Annotated in this window: 19 protein-coding genes; 10 read left to right on the forward strand and 9 right to left on the reverse strand. The window is 73.8% G+C overall.

Annotated elements, in window-relative coordinates:
- On the forward strand, positions 1-397 hold a 397-nt coding region (locus D8M35_RS10395; RefSeq protein WP_148113353.1), incomplete at its 5' end, for an ATP-binding cassette domain-containing protein.
- On the forward strand, positions 394-1176 hold the full coding sequence (locus tag D8M35_RS10400; RefSeq protein WP_126891795.1) for an ABC transporter ATP-binding protein: 783 nt from the start codon (positions 394-396) through the stop codon (positions 1174-1176). The genes D8M35_RS10395 and D8M35_RS10400, both read left to right, overlap by 4 nt.
- Before the next feature lie 111 nt (positions 1177-1287).
- On the opposite strand, the gene D8M35_RS10405 is transcribed toward D8M35_RS10400, so the two are convergent.
- Entirely contained in the window at positions 1288-2727 is a 1440-nt protein-coding gene (locus D8M35_RS10405) for an amidase (RefSeq protein WP_126891796.1), read from the reverse strand.
- Between the two features lie 11 nt (positions 2728-2738).
- Positions 2739-3653 (reverse strand): NmrA family NAD(P)-binding protein, encoded by a 915-nt coding sequence (locus tag D8M35_RS10410; RefSeq protein ID WP_126891797.1) that lies wholly within the window; start codon positions 3651-3653, stop codon positions 2739-2741.
- Between the two features lie 121 nt (positions 3654-3774).
- Between D8M35_RS10410 and D8M35_RS10415 the strand changes: the two genes are divergently transcribed.
- The 3 genes from D8M35_RS10415 to D8M35_RS10425 are packed head-to-tail and all read left to right on the forward strand — an operon-like array spanning position 3775 to position 6777.
- Positions 3775-4746 (forward strand): type II CAAX endopeptidase family protein, encoded by a 972-nt coding sequence (locus D8M35_RS10415; RefSeq protein WP_126891798.1) that lies wholly within the window; start codon positions 3775-3777, stop codon positions 4744-4746.
- Positions 4733-6112 carry a sensor histidine kinase gene (locus D8M35_RS10420; RefSeq protein WP_126891799.1) on the forward strand — a complete coding sequence of 460 codons (1380 nt, stop codon included), beginning with the start codon at positions 4733-4735 and terminating at the stop codon, positions 6110-6112. The genes D8M35_RS10415 and D8M35_RS10420 overlap by 14 nt, the downstream gene beginning before the upstream one ends.
- On the forward strand, positions 6109-6777 hold the full coding sequence (locus tag D8M35_RS10425) for a response regulator transcription factor (RefSeq protein WP_126891800.1): 669 nt from the start codon (positions 6109-6111) through the stop codon (positions 6775-6777). The genes D8M35_RS10420 and D8M35_RS10425 overlap by 4 nt, the downstream gene beginning before the upstream one ends.
- On the opposite strand, the gene D8M35_RS10430 is transcribed toward D8M35_RS10425, so the two are convergent.
- The 4 genes from D8M35_RS10430 to D8M35_RS10445 form a co-directional block, all read right to left on the reverse strand.
- Positions 6774-7544, reverse strand: a complete 771-nt coding sequence (locus D8M35_RS10430; RefSeq protein ID WP_238638185.1) for an ornithine carbamoyltransferase — start codon at positions 7542-7544, stop codon at positions 6774-6776. The two genes, D8M35_RS10425 and D8M35_RS10430, sit on opposite strands and share 4 nt — an antisense overlap.
- A 70-nt stretch (positions 7545-7614) precedes the next feature.
- Positions 7615-8316 carry an HAD family hydrolase gene (locus D8M35_RS10435; RefSeq protein WP_126891801.1) on the reverse strand — a complete coding sequence of 234 codons (702 nt, stop codon included), beginning with the start codon at positions 8314-8316 and terminating at the stop codon, positions 7615-7617.
- On the reverse strand, positions 8313-8909 hold the full coding sequence (locus tag D8M35_RS10440) for an NAD(P)H-dependent oxidoreductase (RefSeq protein ID WP_126891802.1): 597 nt from the start codon (positions 8907-8909) through the stop codon (positions 8313-8315). The genes D8M35_RS10435 and D8M35_RS10440 overlap by 4 nt, the downstream gene beginning before the upstream one ends.
- Before the next feature lie 99 nt (positions 8910-9008).
- Entirely contained in the window at positions 9009-9872 is an 864-nt protein-coding gene (locus D8M35_RS10445; RefSeq protein ID WP_238638186.1) for a 3-hydroxyacyl-CoA dehydrogenase family protein, read from the reverse strand.
- A 79-nt stretch (positions 9873-9951) separates the two neighbouring features.
- On the opposite strand from D8M35_RS10445, the gene D8M35_RS10450 reads away from it, so the two are divergent.
- Genes D8M35_RS10450 through D8M35_RS10460 form a run of 3 tightly spaced genes read left to right on the forward strand, consistent with a single transcriptional unit; the run spans position 9952 to position 13045 of the window.
- Positions 9952-10704 (forward strand): acetoacetate decarboxylase, encoded by a 753-nt coding sequence (locus D8M35_RS10450; RefSeq protein WP_126891804.1) that lies wholly within the window; start codon positions 9952-9954, stop codon positions 10702-10704.
- A 9-nt stretch (positions 10705-10713) separates the two neighbouring features.
- Positions 10714-11325: a TetR/AcrR family transcriptional regulator gene (locus tag D8M35_RS10455; RefSeq protein ID WP_126891805.1), complete on the forward strand. Its 612-nt coding sequence runs from the start codon at positions 10714-10716 to the stop codon at positions 11323-11325.
- 55 nt (positions 11326-11380) lie between these two features.
- Entirely contained in the window at positions 11381-13045 is a 1665-nt protein-coding gene (locus tag D8M35_RS10460; RefSeq protein ID WP_126891806.1) for an ABC-F family ATP-binding cassette domain-containing protein, read from the forward strand.
- Positions 13046-13128: 83 nt separating this feature from the next.
- Here the strand turns inward: D8M35_RS10460 and D8M35_RS10465 are convergent, their stop codons facing one another.
- The gene (locus D8M35_RS10465; protein WP_342342916.1) at positions 13129-14445 is read right to left on the reverse strand and encodes a cytochrome P450; all 1317 of its coding nucleotides are present in this window, start codon (positions 14443-14445) and stop codon (positions 13129-13131) included.
- Between the two features lie 73 nt (positions 14446-14518).
- On the opposite strand from D8M35_RS10465, the gene D8M35_RS10470 reads away from it, so the two are divergent.
- Complete coding sequence (locus D8M35_RS10470) at positions 14519-15436, forward strand: L,D-transpeptidase (protein WP_161972639.1); 918 nt, start codon at positions 14519-14521, stop codon at positions 15434-15436.
- Between the two features lie 6 nt (positions 15437-15442).
- Here the strand turns inward: D8M35_RS10470 and D8M35_RS10475 are convergent, their stop codons facing one another.
- Positions 15443-15961, reverse strand: a complete 519-nt coding sequence (locus tag D8M35_RS10475) for a gluconokinase (RefSeq protein WP_126891809.1) — start codon at positions 15959-15961, stop codon at positions 15443-15445.
- Entirely contained in the window at positions 15961-17526 is a 1566-nt protein-coding gene (locus D8M35_RS10480; RefSeq protein ID WP_238638187.1) for a GntP family permease, read from the reverse strand. Before D8M35_RS10480 ends, D8M35_RS10475 begins: the two co-directional genes overlap by 1 nt.
- A gap of 299 nt (positions 17527-17825) precedes the next feature.
- Between D8M35_RS10480 and D8M35_RS10485 the strand changes: the two genes are divergently transcribed.
- The coding region (locus tag D8M35_RS10485; protein ID WP_148113354.1) for a FadR/GntR family transcriptional regulator at positions 17826-18426 on the forward strand (601 nt) is incomplete at its 3' end.

Consider the following 18426-nt stretch of genomic DNA (forward strand, 5'->3'; position numbering starts at 1 on the left):
TGTCGGGCTGCCCGACCCCGCTGCGCTGCTCCGGCAGTACCCGCACCAGCTGTCCGGCGGGCAGCGGCAGCGCATCTGCATCGCGATGGCGATGGCCGGCTCCCCCGCCTACCTCGTGGCCGACGAACCGACGACGGCGCTCGACGTCACGACCGAGGCTCGGATCCTCGAGCTGTTCGAGCGGCTCTCGACCGAGCGCGGCACCGGGATGCTCTTCGTGACGCACGACCTCGCGGTGCTCGCCCGCATCGCCGACACCGCCGTCGTGCTCGACCACGGCCGGGTCGTCGAACAGGGGTCCGTGCGCGCGCTGCTCGACGCCCCGCAGCACCCGACGACGGCGGCCCTCGTCGCCGCCGCACGCGCCACCGCCCGCCGTACCGGAGGCCCCGCATGACCGACGCGCTGCACGCCAGCGGCCTCCACCGCACCTACCGTCTGCCGCGCCGCGGCCCCTTCGAACCGGGCCCGGTACGGACCGCGGTCGACGGCGTCGACCTGACGGTCGCCTCCGGTGCGCGGCTCGGCATCGTCGGCGAGTCCGGTTCCGGCAAGTCGACGCTGGTGCGCCTGCTCGCCGGCCTGGAGGCTCCCACCGCCGGCACCGTGTCGGCCGGCGGTCGTCCCGTGGTGGCGTCGGCCTCCGCGGCCGCGATGCGCTGGTTCCGTCGCGAGACCGGGGTGGTGTTCCAGGACCCGTACGCGTCCCTCGACCCGAGGATGCGCGTCGGGTCGATCGTGGCCGAACCGCTCCGCGCACTGCGGGTGCCGGGCGACCACCGCGCACTCGTGGCCGCGGTGCTGGAGCGCGTCGACCTGCCCGCAGACGCCGCCAGCCGGTACCCGCACGAGTTCTCCGGCGGACAGCGGCAACGCATCGCCATCGCTCGCGCGGTGGTGCACTCGCCGCGGATCCTGTTCGGGGACGAGCCGATGAGCGCCCTCGACGTGGTGGTCCGTGCCCGGGTGATCGACCTGTTCCGCTCGCTCGCCGACGACCTCGGCCTGACGCTCGTGCTCGTGTCGCACGACATCGGCGTGGTGCAGCGGCTGTGCGACACCGTGGCGGTGCTCTCAGAGGGGCGGATCGTGGAGCAGGGGCCGGTGTCGCTGCTCGACGACCCGCGGCACCCGGTGACGCGGGCGCTGGTGGCGGCGGCGCCGACGCTGCCGTAGGGCGCGCGGCGAGCGCTGGCGCGGGCGACGCGACACTTCCGCTGTCGTACGACGACCACGATGCCGCGCCAGCCCGCGAGCGCACGACACCGCGCCGGCGTCAGTCGAGCGTCACCACATCGCCGGGTGTCGCCGCTGCCACCGCAGCCGTCGCTCGAGCTGCGCCCCGATGGCCAGCAGCACGCGCTCCCCACCCGGGCGCCCGATGAGCTGCACGCCCATCGGCAGGCCCGCGCCGTCCGGGTGGTCCTCGTCCGTCACGCCGACCGGCAACGTGATCGCAGGCAGCCCCGACACGTTCGCCATCGAGGTCCACGGCGAGTACGCGCACTGCCGTCGGAAGTCCTCCTCGGGGTCGTCCCCGTACCAACCGAGCGGCCGAGGCGTCAGCGCCAGGGTCGGCGTCAACACGGCGTCGAACCGGTCGAACGCCCGGATGAGCCCGGCCGAGAAGGCATCGAGCGTCGTCATCGCGTCGAGCACCTGCGTCGCGGTGAGCGCCCGCCCGCGGTCGACCAGCCAGGACACCAGCGGGGTGAGCTCGGACAGGTCGATGCCGGGTACGCGGGGCAGCCCCGCAGCGCCGGACTCCCACGCCACCCGGAACGCGTCGGCGTACGGCAGCCGGGGCATCGCGACGTCCTCGACCCCGTGGCCGACCTCGCCGAGCACCCGCACGGCGGTCTCGACGGCGGCTCGGGCAGCCGCATCGACCACGACGTCGACGGTGTCGTCCCACGGCGACCCGTCCAGCAGCCCGACGACGAAGCGCCCCTCGCCGCGCACCGCAGCCGCGGTGAAGGGTCCGTCGCCGACTTCGGGTGTGACGAGCGCGTACGGTGACGGCTCGGCCAGCCCGGTCGGGGCCACCAGGGCGTCGAGGAGCATCCCGGCGTCGGCGACGTTCCGCGTGATCGGACCGGCGACGCTCAGTCCGCCGAGGCCCGTCCGACCGGGCATCGACGGCACCCGGCCGCGGCTCGGCTTCAGCCCGACGAGACCGGTCGCTGCGGCCGGGATCCGGACCGATCCCCCGCCGTCCGTCCCGACGGCCGCGGGCACGAGTCCGGCGGCGACGGCGACAGCGGTGCCGCTCGACGACCCGCCGGGCGCCCGAGTGGTGTCGTACGGGTTCCTGGTCGTGCCGATCCGGGTCTCCGACGACGACGACATGCCGAACTCCGGAGAGGTCGTCTTGCCGAGGCTCACCGTCCCCGCTGCGGCGAGCGCCGCCACCAGTGGGTGGTCAGCGGTCGCAGGCGTCGCGGGAAGTGCGGCGGAGCCGTGCCGGGTCGGGACGCCGGCTCGGTCGTAGAGGTCCTTGTCCGCGGTCGGCAGCCCCCACAGCGGCCGGGAGGTCGGCACCAGGGACCCGAGCCGCGACGCCCGGGCGCGTGCGGCGTCGGCGGTGACGGTGACGAAGGCGCCGAGTGCGGGGTCGATTTGTTCGATGCGGGCGAGGTAGTGCTCGGTCACCTCGAGCGCGGTCGCGTCCCCCCGTCGGATCCAGTCCCAGAGTTCCTGCGCCGAGAGGTGGTGGAGTTCGAACACGGTCCCCGAGCCTAGGCCTGCAGGTGCGCGGCGAGCACGTCCCGCACCGTCGTCCAGTCGTGCGGCCCGTAGCGGTCGTTCGCGACGTGGTGGAGTTCGGCCTCGCCGCTGAACATGCTGACGAAGTACTGCATCCCCTGCCATGCGGGGAACGGCTCGGCGTCGTCGGCACGGGAGAGGCGTCGGCCGACCCTGGCCATCGCGGAGAGCGTGCTCGCGGTCCCGGCCCACTGCGTGCGGAACCGGGTGCCGGTGAGCCGCGACAGGGTGTCGGCGACGCTCCGGGCGGTCACCCGGTCACCCGCGACCTCGACGACGCGTGGCGCGTCCGGGTCGAGGGCGACGCGTGCGGTGACCCGGGCGGTGTCGTCCTTCGTGGTGAAGTCGAGCAGCTGGTCCGGGGACGACCAGTACAGGACGGTGCGGCGGTCGAACAGGATCATCGGCGCCTGCCCGGTGAGCATGTCGGTGAAGGCGCCGTTCAGCACCGAGGTCGCCCGGATCGGTGCGGCGTCGAGCGCTGCGGCGAACTCGCGGCGCAGCTCGAAGTTCCGGTTCGTCCCGGGGGTGATCGCGCGGTAGTCGGCCGAGTAGTCGGACGGCACGAACCGGGGCACGCCGGCGTCGACCGCTGCGGCGAGCAGCGCGGTCTGTGCGTCGACGACCACGGAGCGGGTGCCGCTCAGCACGGAGACGACGACGTCGACCCCGGCGAGCGCCGACACGAGTCCGTCGTGGTCGTCGTAGGCGGCGCTGACGACGGAGACACGGTCGGACCGTGTGGTGAGCCGGTCGGCGGCGAGCCCGGTGGCCGAGCGGCTGAGCGCGCGGACCCGGACGTCGGGGTCGGCCGCGAGGAGTGCGTCGACGATGCGGGAACCGAGGTCCCCCGTGGCGCCGGCGACGAGGACGATGCTGCTGGTCATGCACCCGACGCTACGCACGGGCGTCCGACACCGTCCCACGCTTGCATCCTTCGGTGGAACTCCCGGTGGTGCGTCCCTCCGCCGGTCGTCCCGGGGAGCAGACGTTCCTAGCGTCGGTGTCATGACGAACACGACCGAAGTCCGGCCCGGTGCCGGCACCGCTGCCCCCCGTGCGACGGGGGTCCGGGGCGTGGTGTCCCGGCACCCGCTCGCCTCCTTCGCCACCCTCGCCCTCGGCCTGAGCTGGCTCGCGTGGATCCCGTACATCCTGAGCCCGCACGGCCTGGGTCTCTGGGACCTGCACTTCCCGGAGTTCCTCGGCACGGCCCAGTTCACCGGGGTCCTGCCCGGCGCGCTCCTCGGCCCGCTCGGCGGCGCGTTCGTGGTGACCGCCCTCGCTGACGGCCGTCCGGGGCTGCGCCGCTGGGTCGGACGACTCTGGCGCTGGCGCGTGTCCTGGTACTGGTACGCACTGGCACTGGTCGGCGTCCCGGCGCTCATCGTCCTGACGGGTCTGCCGTTCTCCGGTGGCAACGTGCAGGCACCGACCGCCCTCGCCCTGCTCGCCCTCGTGCCGGGTCTCGTCGTGCAGCTGTTCACCACCGGACTGTCGGAGGAGCCCGGCTGGCGTGACTTCGCCCTGCCCCGGCTGCAGGACCGCTTCGGGCCGCTCGGTGCCGCCGCGGTGCTCGGTCCGCTGTGGGCGCTGTGGCACATGCCGCTCTACCTGTCCGACTGGGGCGGGTGGCCGGACGCGCACTGGTCGGAGCCGGTCGTCTTCGCGCTCTTCACGATCACGTTCAACGTCGTGATGACGTGGGTGTTCAACCGCACCGGCGAGAGCCTGCCGATCGCACTCCTGCTGCACGTCGGGGTGAACAACACCATCTCCACCCTGTGGGCGGACATGTACCCGGGCATGACGGCGGGCACGATGATGCACGGGCTCGCGATCGTCTCGACGGTGGCCGCCGTCGTCCTGCTGGTCGCCACCCGGGGTCGGCTCGGGTACGACCGTCGGCCGGGAGGCACGGATCGCCTCCCCGCGTCGCCCTCCGCCCGCCTCGTAGGATCGGACGATGGCACCCGCTGAAGCGCGTGCGGCTCGCGTCGCCGCCGACCCCCGCTCCGCGCGGGAGGTCGACGGTGGCCGCGGCCTGCGCCGCACCGACGTCCTGGTCGCCGTCGCGACCGCCGTCGTCTCGCTCGGGCTGCTGCTCGGGCTGCCCTTCCTCGACGCCGTCGATCCGGACACGCTCGGACACCCGCTCTCGGCGCCCGAGGTCGGCAGTGCTGACTGGGCGGCGACCGCGCTCGGACTCCTGGTGCAGTCCGCGGTCCTGCTCGCAGCTCGTCGGGCTCCCCGGACGGTCGTGCTCGCGGTCGCTGCCGTCCCCGTCCTCCTCGTCGCCGTCACCTCCGGCGGCGACCTGTTCGGCCTCACCGCGCTCCCCGTCGTGGTGGCGGTGGTCCTCGCCGGCGTGCGGGTACCGCTCACCGTGCTCTGGCCGTCGGTCGTCGGGGCGGCGGCGCTCGTGTCCGCCGGCACCGCGGGCAACTGGATCAGGCTGAACGGCGCGCTGTCCGACCGGTCTCTCGCCGATGCACTCGTCGACGCGCTGCCGCAAGGTGTCACGCAGGCCGTCGGGGCCGTCGGGCTCCCGCTCGTCGTGGCGCTCGTGGTGCGGTCCCGGCGCGAGGTCCGGGCAGCGCGGGACGCCGAGGTCGCCGCACGGACCGCCGAGGCCTCCGCAGCGGTGCGGGAGCAGGACGCCCGGGTCGACGCCGCCGTGTCGCGCGAACGGGCCGCGATGGCCCGGGAGCTGCACGACATCGCAGCGCACCACCTGTCCGGGATCGCGCTCATGTCGGCCGTCATCGACCGGCAGATCGACACCGACCCGACCGCCGCGCACGAGGGTGTCCGCCAGGTGCGGGAGCAGAGCACCGCGGTGCTCGAGGACCTGCGTCGCCTGGTCGGACTGCTGCGGGACGATGCCCCGGCCGAACGCGCCGTCGAGACCGTCGCGGGCATCGTCGACCTGGCCGAGCGTGCCCGGTACCGGTCCGACGTGCGGCTCGAGGTCCTCCGCGGTGCGCACGAGGTCGCCGAGGGCGTCGGACCCCTGGCGCAGCTCGCTGCCTACCGCACCGCGCAGGAGGCACTGGCGAACGCCGCCCTGCACGCCCCGGGTGCCGTCGTCACGGTGACGCTCGACGACCGCGCCGCCGACCACCTGGAGCTCCGCGTGGAGAACACCGCACCCCCGGCACCCGGCACGGCGGACGCACCGGGCGACCCGACCCCGGGGAGCACGGCAGCGGGCGGGAACGGACTGCGCGGCATGCGTGAGCGGGCGGACCTGGTGGGGGCGAGCCTCCAGACCGGTCCGACGGCGAGCGGTGGCTGGGTCGTGACGTTGCGACTCGGACGTGAGACGCCCGAGGTGGCGCGGTGATCCGGGTGCTGGTGGCGGACGACCAGCCGCTCGTCCGGGCGGGGGTGTCGGCGCTGCTGGCGGCCGAGCCGGACGTCGACGTGGTGGCGGTCGCGGCCGACGGCGGCGAGGCCCTCGCACTGGCACGGAGCACGCGGCCGGACGTGGCGGTGCTCGACATCCGGATGCCGGTCCGGAACGGGATCGAGGTGGCCCGGGAGCTCTGCGCGCCGGACGCCGACCCCGCGGTGCCGGTGTTGGTGCTGACGACCTTCGACCTCGACGACCTGGTGTTCGGGGCGCTCGAGGCGGGGGCGTCGGGGTTCCTGCTCAAGGACGCGGAACCGGACGTGATCGTCGACGCGGTGCGGCAGGTCGCGGCCGGCAACGGCACGATCGACCAGAGCCTGACGCGGCGGGTGCTGCGGGAGTTCGTCTCACGGCGGAGCCTGCAGCCGGTGACGGGTGACCGGGCGTCCGAGCTGCTGACCGCCCGGGAGCGGGACGTGCTGCTGCTCCTGGCGCAGGGCATGTCGAACGAGGAGATCGCGGCGGAGCTCGTCGTCGAGGTCTCCACCGTGAAGTCGCACCTGGCACGGATGCTGCCGAAGCTCGGGGTGCGCTCGCGCCTGCAGGCCGTCGTCTGGGCGTACCAGAACCGCGTCGTGGCGATCCCCGAGGGCTAATCGGCCGCGAGGCAGTGTGCCAGGACCGCCTGCTGGACCGGCAACAGCGCACGTTTCGCCCCGTGTCCCACGAAGGCCGGACTCGCGATCGCGTCCGCGCTGACCTCGCGCCCACGGACGAACGGCGGACACGGAGCGAAGCGCACCCCGTCGGGGGCGAGCGCCAGGACGTCCGCTGTGATCCGGTAGGGCTCGAGGGCAGCGGCGTGGCGACCGGGCCCGTCGGTCACGACGACGTCCGCGTCCGCCATCGCTCCGCCGAGGTCGTCCGTCCACGGCACGTGAGGCGCTGCCAGCCCCTCGGGACAGCACTGGACCAGGTCGAAGCCGAACAGCCGCGACGCCTCGGCCCACGCACGGGCGATGTTGCCGTCGGCGCCCACGAACCGCACCCGGAGCGACCCGACCTCGCGCCCCCGGGTGAGTGCCCACAGGTCCGCGAGCACCTCGCACGGGTGGTTGACGCTCGTCATGGCGTTCACGACGGGCACCGCGTCGGCAGCGGCGAGCGCCTCGAGGACGGGCAGGTCCGGGTGCCGGACGACGAGCACGTCGACGAAGTCCGCGAGGTACCGGGCGACGTCGTCGTGCGCCTCGTCCTTGTCGAGCGACTCCGGCGGGAACACGATCGGCTGGAGTCCGGCGAGCGCCGCACCCCGCTCGAAGGACGCCCTCGTTCGCAGGCTCGTCGGCGGGAAGAACACCGCCGCCGCTCCGTCCAGCACCGGACCGGTGCCCTGCTCGTACGCGCGGGCGAGTGCGAACACCGCGTCGGTGTCGTCGGTGTCCAGTCGTCGAGTCGCAGGAGGTGGCGCACCTCGCCACGCTAGGGGGCCGTCACCGCCGTACCGTGCCCGACTCCCCGCGCAGGACGGAGAGCACGGAGGACCGGACGGCGGCACCGCCGTCACGAGCCGGATCGACCAGGACCGCGCGCATCCCCGCGGCACGTGCCCCGGCGACGTCACGTTCGGGGTCGTCGCCGACCATCAGGCACGCCTCGGTCGAGACGCCGAGGTCGTCCGCGACACGCTCGAACGCGCGTCGGTCCGGCTTGGCGACCCCGATCCCCTCCGACGTGCAGACCACGTCGACGAGGTCTCCGAGGCCGGTCGTGACGAGCTTGTCGCGCTGCTGCTCCTCGGTCCCGTTGGTCAGGACAGCGATCGCTCTGCCGGAGTCCCGGATCTCCTGGAGGAGCGCCGCGCTCCCCGCGAACGGACGCCAGGCGGCCCGGTACGCGACGAGGTAGCGGCCGAACAGTGCGTCGAGCTCGTACGGGTCGTGCCGTGGTCGGAGCCCGGCGAGGGGCAGCACCTCGACGAGCCGGGCCCGACGCTGCTCGGCGAAGTCGGCCTCTCCACGTCGCCACCGTTCGAAGTGCCGCTCCTCCGCTTCGGCCCATGCGTCCCGCAGGGCATCGGACGGGTCGACACCGAGCTCGCCGAGGAAGTCGTCGACCGCTCGAGCTGCTGCTCCCGCGTGGTCGAACAGGGTGTCGTCGAGGTCGAAGACCACCGCACGGACGTCGCTGGTCATCCGCGCACCGCGGCGACGACCCGCTCGACCGCGGCCGCCACGGCCCGCTCGCGCACGGCCGGGTCCTCGTGCTCGGACTCGTGCACGAACGCCGTCGCCCCGCGGGCCGCGCCGCAGAAGTCCACCACGCCGTGCTCGAGCTGCGTCCGGAGTGCCTGCTCGTACCCGTGCCGCTCGTACACCCCGGCGTCGTCGCCGGCGATCGGCACGAGGTGCACCGTCAGCCGGCCGAGTCGCCGGACGATGCGCCCGTCCTCGCCGACGCCGAAGGCCCACCCGTTCACGAACACCCGGTCGAGCCAGCCCTTGACGAGCGCCGGCACCGACCACCACCACACCGGGAACACGAGCACGAGGTGGTCCGCTCCGTCGAGGCGCGCCTGTTCGGCCGCGACGTCGGGCGCCGGGTCGGTCCCCGTCCGGTAGGTGTGCCGGTCCGCGGCGGTGAAGCGGGGGTCGAAGCCCTCGGCGGCGAGGTCAGCGACCGTGACGGGGCCCGCGCCGGCGGCGTCGAGCGCCGCCTCGATGCGGTGGGCGACGGCGAGCGTCAGCGAGTCGGGGTCCGGGTGGGCGGTCACGATGAGCGTCGACACGCCTCGATCCTGCCAGCAGCGGGTGCACGGACGCCCCACCGGACGGGAGGCACGGTGCGGGCCGGCACCGTGCCTCCCGTCCGTCGGGTGGTGCCGACGTCAGTCGTCGTAGCGGTAGAAGCCCTGTCCGGTCTTCACGCCCAGGTGGCCGGCGTCGACGTGTTCGCGCAGCAGGCGGCGCGGCCCCTCCGGCAGGTTCGGGTCCTCGGCCGAGTAGTGCTCCTCGATGTCGAGGACCACGTCGAGGCCGACCTGGTCCATCATCCGGAAGGGCCCGGCCGGTGCGCCGCTGTTCACCTGCCACATCGCGTCGACGTCCTCGGGCGTCGAGACACCGTCGGCGACGACCGCGAGCGCCTCGCGCTTGATGGCGGCCCAGATGCGGTTGAAGATGAAGCCGGTCGACTCGCGGCGGGCCAGGAACGGGTGCACGCCGTAGCGGGGCAGCACCTCGAGCAACAGGTCGATCACGGCCGGGTCGGTCTGGCCGTCGCTCATCAGGTCGACGGCGTTCTGCTGCGGGGGCATGTAGAAGTGCACGTTGAGGACGCGCTCGGGGTGCTCGACCTCGTCGATGACCAGACGACTGGCGTACGAGGACGAGTTCGTGGCGAGGATCGTGTCCGCCGCGACCAGGGCGTCGAGCCGTCCGAACAGCGGGGTCTTCAGGTCGAGCCGCTCGGGGACGGCCTCGACGACGAGCCACGCGTCGACCACCGCGGCCTCGAGGTCCGCCTCGCCGCGGACCGTCCCCGCGGTCGCACCGTCGCGCGCGGCCACGACCCCGGGCAGGGTCTCCTCGACGTACCCGACGGCGGCGGCCCGGACCTCGTCCGACAGGTCGTGGATCCGGACCTCGGCCCCGCCGCTGGCGAACATCAGGGCGATGCGGCGTCCGAGCGTTCCACCGCCGATCACGGTCACGGGGCGGTCGGCGGTGTCTCGGGGCGGCTGGTACGGCACGGGGTCCCTGCTCTCGGTCTGTTTCGGTACACTTCGTACTCGATACAGATCGTATCGGAGTTCTGAAGAGGAGATGCGCATGCGCGCCGACGACGTCCTGCAGCACCTGACCACCCCGCTCGCCGCGCCCGTCTACCCGCTCCGGCCGACCCGGTTCACCGACCGCGAGTACTTCAACGTCGTGTACCGCACCGACCCCGACGCACTGCGGGCCGTGGTCCCGGAACCGCTCGAGGTCACCGAGCCGCTCGTCCGCTTCGAGGTCATGAGGATGGGCGAGGTCGACGGGTACGGCCCGTACGTCGAGTCGGGCCAGGCGATCCAGGTCGAGCACGAGGGCGAGCGCGGCGAGTACCTGCACGCGATGTACCTCGACAACTCGGCCGCGACCCTCGCCGGCCGCGAGCTCAGCGCCTACCCGAAGGTGCTCGGCACCCCGGCGCTCCGCGTCGACCAGGGCGCACTCGTCGGCACCCTCGACCGCGGAACCGAGCGAGTGGCCACCGCCACCATGGCGTACGAGTGGGAGCCGCTCGACCACGACGCCGCCCTGGCCGAGATCACCGTGCCGACCTTCATGGTGAAGCTCGTCCCGGACCTGCGGACCCAGCGCCACCTGGTGGCCGACCTCGTCCGCACCGAGATCACCGACGTGACCGTCAAGCAGGCCTGGACCGGACCCGCCCGGCTGCAGCTGTTCGCGCACGCGCTCGCGCCGATGGCCGACCTGCCGGTGCTCGAGGTCGTCCGGGCGTCGCACATCCTGACGGACCTGACCCTCGCCCCGGTCCGCACCGTGCACGACTACCTGGCCGACCGGCCCTCGGCCTAGCCTGGAGCCGTGACCGAACCAGCCGCGCCGCGCACCGTCCGACGGCGGAGCAGCACCCGGGCGACGCTCATCGCGGCGGCCGAGGCGATCTTCCAGGAGACCGGGTCGACCTCGGTCAGCGTCGAGGCGATCGTCGCGCGCGCCGGCTACACCCGCGGGGCGTTCTACTCGAACTTCCGGACCGTCGACGAGCTGTTCTTCGCGGTCTACGAGCAGCAGGCCGAGGCCGTCTTCGCCGTGCTCGAACACGAGCTCGGCGCCGCGCTCGACGGGCACCCGACGGTCGATGGTGTCGTGCAGGGCGTCGTGCACGGCCTGCCGCCCGAGGACCGCTGGTACGCGATCCGCTCGGTGCTCACCACGCGGGCCCGACACGACCCCGACGTGAACGCCCTGCTCCGCGCGCACACCGACCGGTTCCACGCGACGCTCCAGCCACTCCTCGTCGCCGCGCTCGAGCGGGCCGGTCGGGTCCCCACCGTCGACCCGGCGCTCTACACGCGGGCGGTGGTCGCGGCGCACGTCGGCGCGGTGAGCCAGAGCGTGCTGTTCGACGGGACGGACGCGGTGCGGGTCGCGGCGGTCGAGGGGTGCATCCTCGGGCTCACGCGTCCGGCCTGATCGCCGTCCGAGCCGCCCGGCCCGGCCCTCGTCGGAGCCGTGGGACGATTGCCGGATGACCGCCACGCTCGTCGCCAAGGACCTCGCCGGCGGCTACGCCGCCCGCACGCTCTTCGAGGGCCTCGACCTCACCGTGGCCCCGGGCGACGTGATCGGCCTGGTCGGCGTGAACGGTGCGGGCAAGTCGACGTTCCTCCGCCTGCTCGCCGGCGTCGACGAGCCCCTCGCCGGCACGGTGTCGACGAACCCGCCGGACGCCTTCGTCGGCTGGCTCCCCCAGGAGCACGAGCGGATCGCCGGCGAGACCGTCGCCGCGTACGTCGCTCGACGCACTGGCTGCGCGGACGCGACGGCCGACATGGACCGCGCTGCCGAGGCCCTGGGCGACCCGGCCGGCGGTGACGCCGCGGCCGACCGCTACTCCGCCGCGCTCGAGCGCTGGCTGGCGTCCGGTGCCGCCGACCTCGAGGAGCGCCTGCCGGTCGTGCTCGCCGAGCTCGGGCTCGAGACCACCCCGGACGGCTCCGGCGTCGGCCCGGACTCGCTGATGACGGCGCTGTCCGGTGGGCAGGCGGCCCGCGTCGGGCTCGCCGCACTGCTGCTCTCCCGCTTCGACGTCGTGCTGCTCGACGAGCCGACGAACGACCTCGACCTGGACGGCCTCGACCGGCTCGAGCAGTTCGTCCGGGGTCTGCGTGGCGGTGCGGTGCTCGTCAGCCACGACCGCGAGTTCCTCGCCCGCTCGGTGACGGCCGTCCTCGAGCTCGACCTGGCGCAGTCGTCGCACCGGCTGTTCGGCGGCGGCTACGAGGCGTACCTCGAGGAACGCGAGATCGCCCGACAGCACAAGCGCGACGCGTACGACGAGTACGCCGCGACGAAGGCCGACCTGGTCTCCCGCGCGCGGACGCAGCGCGAGTGGTCGAGCCAGGGCGTCCGCAACGCGATGAAGAAGAACCCGGACAACGACAAGATCCGCCGGAAGGCCGCAAGCGAGTCGAGCGAGAAGCAGGCGCAGAAGGTGCGGCAGATGGAGTCGCGCATCGCCCGGCTCGACGAGGTCGAGGAGCCCCGCAAGGAGTGGCAGCTCGCCTTCACCATCGGCAGCGCCCCGCGCTCGTCCGCGGTCGTCGCGACGCTGTCCGACGCCGTGTACGAACAGGGCGACTTCACGCTCGGCCCGGTGTCGCTGCAGGTGTCCGGCGGCGACCGCATCGGCATCACCGGCCCGAACGGCGCCGGCAAGTCGACCCTGCTCCGCGCCCTGCTCGGCCGGACGGAGCCGACGAGCGGGTCGGCGTCGCTCGGCTCCAGCGTCGCGATCGGCGAGGTTGACCAGGCTCGCGCGGCCTTCACGGGCGAGCAGCCCCTCGCCGCGGCGTTCGAGGAGCTCGTCCCCGAGATGACCACGGCCGACGTCCGGACCCTGCTCGCGAAGTTCGGGCTGAAGGCGGACCACGTCGGCCGCCCGTCCGCCGCGCTCTCACCGGGTGAGCGGACCCGTGCCGGGCTCGCGCTGCTGCAGGCCCGCGGGGTGAACGTGCTCGTGCTCGACGAGCCGACGAACCACCTCGACCTCGTGGCGATCGAGCAGCTCGAACAGGCGCTGGAGTCCTACGACGGCACCCTGCTGCTCGTCACGCACGACCGGCGGATGCTCGACACCGTCCGGCTCGACCGCCGCTGGCGGGTCGGGGCGGGTCGCGTCACCGAGGTGTGACGGGACGGACGGGAGGCCCGTGGCGGGCCCGCCACGGGCCTCCCGTCCGTGCCGTGGCCGGGTCGGCCCGGCCTGCAGACCCGTCAGTGCGCCGCCCGGTGGAACGGGCACCCGCCGGACCGCGCGGTGCCCGCGCCGCGGCGCGTCACCCGACCGCCCGAGGCGGGCTTCGTCGGCATCCGCCGCCGGTCGACGTCCAGTCCCTCGTCGAGCACCTCGATCCGCGGGTCACTGAGCACGGCGACGGCGGTGGCGAGGGCCGCGACGGCGACCTTCTCCCCCGGGCACCGGTGCCCGGTCGCGACGTCCGCTCCGCCGTGCGGCACGAAGGTCGCCACGGCCTCGACGTCGTCCCAGCTGGTGACGTCCAGCCAGCGGGCGGGATCGAACCGGTCGGCGTCCGGCCAGGAGCGGTCGTCGGTGTCCGTGCCCAGGATGTCGAGCACCACCCGTCCGCCCGCGCGGAGGCGCTCGCCGTCGAGTTCGACGTCCTCGGTCGCCCACGCCGGGAGCACCGGGACGAAGGGCGCGGTGCGGCGGACCTCCTGCGCGAAGGCGACCGCGACGGGCCCGTCGACGAGCGAGCCGCGGGACCGGTTCTCCTCGGCGATCCGACCACGCCACTCCGGCCGGTCGTGGAGCTCCTTCGCGGCGAAGGCGACGAACCGGGCGACGGCGATCGCCGGCCGGATCGAGTTCTGCAGCTCGATGCCCGCCGTCCTCGGCGGGAGCAGGGCGCCCTCCTGGTCGCGGTGCCACGCCCACTCGTGCAGTGCGGTGCCCTCGGCGGGGTGCAGCCGTCCGCCGCGGACCGCCTCGACGAGTCGGGCGGCGTGCCGGTCCGACCAGTGCCGGTTCAGGACGGCGAGCAGGTACTCGGGCGAGTACGGCACCCCGAAGCCGTCGACGACCTGCGCGAGCTTCGCCGACCACCGGGTCTTCGCTGCCGGGGTGCCCGGGAGCCCGGCCCACCGCATGACCGCCCGTCCGATCGCGCCGACCGCTGCGTCGTACGCCGACCGCCGGCCGCCGGCGAGCCAGGCGTCGAGCTCGCGTGCCCACTCCTCGGCGAGGAACGGCGTGAGCCGTCGGACCTGCTCGTCCTCGTACGCCACGTCGACGAAGGTCGCCTTGCGGTGTCGGTGCTCCGCGCCGTCGAGCGAGTGCACCGACCCCGCACCGAACAGGGTCCGCTGCACCAGGGCGGGCATGGCACCGTGCCGCCTGGTGCGGTCACCGTCGTAGAACAGGTCGACGCCCTCCCTGCCGCGGACGAGCAGCGCCGGCCGACCGAGCAGCCGGAACGGCACCGCGCGGGCGCCGGGTGCGGTCTGACGCCACAGGTGGGCGCCGAAGCCGTAGCCGCGGGTGAGGAGTCCGAGGGAGTCGTCGATCGCCATGCCCGCCATGGTGCCAGCGCGTCCCGAGGTGCCCTCACGGCCGGGATCTGGTGGACTGTGCACAGGAGGGGACATGCGACGCAGGACCTGGGGCATCACGATCGCCGCCGTGGCGGCAGCGGCGCTGGCTGCGGTGGGGATCGGCGCGGCCGTGCAGCAGCCCGAGCCGGCGACCACGACCGCCGCGCGGACGACGCCGACACCGGTGCGGACGGCCACGCCGACGCCGGCGCCGACGCTGCCCGCGATCCCGGTGGCTGCGTCCGAGGCGGAGCTCGCCGCACTCCCCCTGGCGTACCACGACGCCGTCGTCCCGGAGCTGCTCGACGGCAGCCACGTCCGGCCGGACAACCGGTGGGAGATCGCCACACCGAAGCAGCGCCTCGTCGCGCTCTACGCCGACCCCTCGCCGGACGCCCGCCCGGTCGCCACCCTCGCCTCGACGGTCTCCACGATCGAGACGCCCGCCGCGACGGCGGTGTGGGGCCGGTCGGACGGCGAGGACGGCGGCATGGTCCTCGTCTCGACCCCCGCGCGGAACCGCACGCCCGGCGACGGCGGCGACCCCACGGCGCCGAGCGCCACCTTCGCCTGGGCGCGTGCCGCCGACTTCACCATCGCGGCGACCGACCGGATGATCCAGGTCGACGTCGCCGCGTCGACGGTGTCCGTCGTGGGGAAGGACGGATCGGTGTCCGCCTCCGAGCCCGCACGGCTCGGGACCCCGGACGACCCGACCCCCACCTCGACCGCGACCTACGTGGAGGCCGCCTACGTCGACGCCCGCGTGACCTACACGCAGGGGAACCCGATCATCCTGACCGGCGCACACTCGTCGCGCATCCCGCAGTACGGCGGGAACGCGGCCCTGACGGCCCTGCACTACTACCCGGACCCGAACGGCAGCTCGCACGGGTGCGTCCGGATCTCCGCGGCCATGACGAAGACCCTGTCCGAGCTGCCGGTCGGGACCGCGATCTGGTTCAGCTGACGGCCGTCAGCGGTCGACTCCGAGCCCCAGCCGCGTCACGACGTCGGCGCTCTCCTCGTCGGGCGAGCGTTCGGCCGACACGGTCAGGTGTGCCTCGTCGGGCTGCGGCGGCTCGAGCGTCGCCAGCTGCGAGGCGAGCAACGACGTCGGCATGAAGTGCCCCGCCCGGGCGGCCATCCGCTGCTCGACGAGCGCGGGGTCCCCGGCGACGTGCACGAACACCACCCCGGGCGTCCGCAGTACGTCCCGGTAGGAGCGCTTCAGGGCCGAGCACGTGACGACACCGGGGGTCCCGTCCGCCAGGTGCGACCGGATCCAGTCGGCGACCGTCTCCAGCCACGGCCAGCGGTCCTCGTCGGTGAGCGGGGTGCCGGCCTCCATCTTCGCGACGTTCGCCGGCGGGTGCATGTCGTCCCCCTCGGCGAACTCCCACCCGAGGCGCTCGGCCACGGTCGCGGCGAGCGTCGACTTGCCGGAGCCGGAGACGCCCATCACCACGAGGACGCGCGGAGCGGTGTCCGCCATCAGAAGAACACCCCCGCGATGAGCACGCCGACGAGACCGATCACCGAGATGAGGCACTCGAGCACCGTCCACGTCTTGAACGTCTGCCCGACCGTCGTCCCGAGGTAGCCCTTCACGAGCCAGAAGCCCGCGTCGTTGACGTGCGACAGGAACACCGAGCCGGCGCCGATCGCGAGCACAAGGAGCGAGGTCTCCGGGGTGGACAGGTCGGCGGCGATCGGCGCCATGATGCCGGCCGCCGTGACCGTCGCGACCGTGGCCGAACCGGTGGCGACACGCACGAGGGCGGACACCACCCAGGCGACGAGCAGCACCGAGATGCCGGACTCCTGCACCGCGTCGGCGATGACCCCGCCGATGCCGGTGTCGATGAGCACCTGCTTGAAGCCGCCGCCCGCTCCGACGATGAGCAGCACGCCGGCGACCGGGGGCAGGGCGTCCTCGAGGGACTTCGCGACGGCGCTGCGGTCCATCCCGCCGCCGATCGCGAAGAACACCATGGCGAAGACGGTGGCGATGCCGATCGCGATCATCGGGGTGCCGAGGAAGTCGAGCAGCGACACCCAGCCGCCGGCGGCGTCGGGTGCGACCGCCTCGCGGACCGCCTGGGCGAGCATGAGCACGACCGGCAGCAGGATGCCGACGAGCGCGGTCGTGAACGACGGGCTGCGCGGTTCGCTGATCACGCGGGTGAAGTCGCTCTTGCCGTTCGGCAGGGACGCGGTGTCCTGCGTTGCGGGGCCGCGGCGTGCCTCCCGGCCGGCGTGCGCGGGGTCCGACGGGCCGGAGCCGCCGGACGAGCCGGTGCCGGATCCGCGCGAGCCGAACATGTCCGGCGCCGGGATGTCGACCCAGCGCGCGGCGAAGCGCGCGAACAGGGGGCCGGCCAGGATGATCACCGGGATCGCCAGGACGATGCCGAACGCGAGCGTCGTGCCCAGGTTCGCGCCGACCGTGGAGACCGCGACGAGCGGGCCGGGGTGGGGCGGCACGAAGGCGTGCATGGTGGAGAGGCCGACCAGGGCCGGGACCGCGATCTTCATGATCGGGACATCGCTGCGCTTGGCGACCAGCACGATGATCGGGATGAGGAGCACCAGGCCGACCTCGAAGAACATCGGCAGGCCGATCAGCGCGCCGATGAGCGCCATCGTCCACGGGAGCGCCGCCTTCGACGATCGACGAACCAGGGTGTCGACCACGCGGTCCGCGGCCCCCGAGTCGACCAGCATGCGACCGAACATCGAGCCGAGGCCGACCAGGATGCCGACGCTCGTCATCGTCGCGCCGAAGCCGTTGCCGAAGCTCGTCACCGTCTTGTCCGGAGCGAGCCCCGCGCCGATGCCGACCCCGAGCGCGCCGATCGTCAGCGCGACGAACGGGTGCACCTTGAGCCAGGTGATGAGCACGATGATCACGACGATCCCGAGCAGTGCGGCGACGATCAGCTGCCCGATCGGGCCGGACGGGTCGACCGTCTGCGTCGGGCCGCCCTCGGCTGCCAGGACCGTGAGCCCGTGCAACGCGTCGGCCGGCGCGGTTCCTCCGGTGGGTGCGTGAGGCATCTGTGCCCCTTCCTGGAGCCGCTGCCTCGCGGCTCCGTCGCCTTCGTGTGCGTCCGTGGGTCGTGACGCGCAGGCGGCCGTTCGCGAGCGGCCGCCCGGGCGACTTCTCGACCGCCCAATAATCTGATAAATCAGACTGTACAACGATCTCCCGCGCGGCAGCCACCCTGCGGCGCAGTCTGCCGCTTCGATGGAGACCGCGTCACAGGGACCGCTCCCCGACGCCGGCCGGACCGCAGTGCACGCCCGGTCGAACCCAGATCACGCTCGGCCCGACCCAGCGCACGTGAGGAGCACCGATGACCACCGCCCGCGGGCTCCACGCCCACGTGCTCGAGACGCTCGGGCAGCGCATCGTCGACGGGGTGCTGCCCGCGGGCACCGTCGTCCGTCCGGAGCTCGTCGCCTCGGAGTCCGGCGTGTCCCGGTCCGTCGTGCGCGAGGCCCTGCGCGTCCTGCAGTCCCTCGGCCTGGTCGAGCCACGGCAGCGCGTCGGCACGCTGGTGCTCCCCGTGACGTCGTGGGAGCTCCTCGCGCCGACCGTCATCCGGTGGCGCGGAGCCTCGCCCGCGTACTTCGTGCAGCAGCGGGAGCTGCTCGAGCTCCGGCTCGGGGTCGAACCCGTCGCGGCTGCGCTCGTCGCCGGTGCCGGCGACGCGTCCGGAGCCGCCGGGTCCCCCGCCGACGCGGTCCTGCTCGCGGCGCGGGACATGCTCGATGCCTGGGCTCGGGAGGACAGCCGCGCCTACCTCGAGGCCGACGTCCGCTTCCACCGTGCGCTGCTGACCGGGTCGGGCAACGCCGTGTTCACCCACTTCGCCGGTACCGTCGAGGCGCTGCTGCGGACCCGGACGTCGGAGTCGCGCGACACCATCTCCCGCTGGACCCGCGACGCCGCGG

Origin of the sequence: Curtobacterium sp. HSID17257 (assembly GCF_003989515.1) — a bacterium.
GTDB lineage: Bacteria > Actinomycetota > Actinomycetes > Actinomycetales > Microbacteriaceae > Curtobacterium.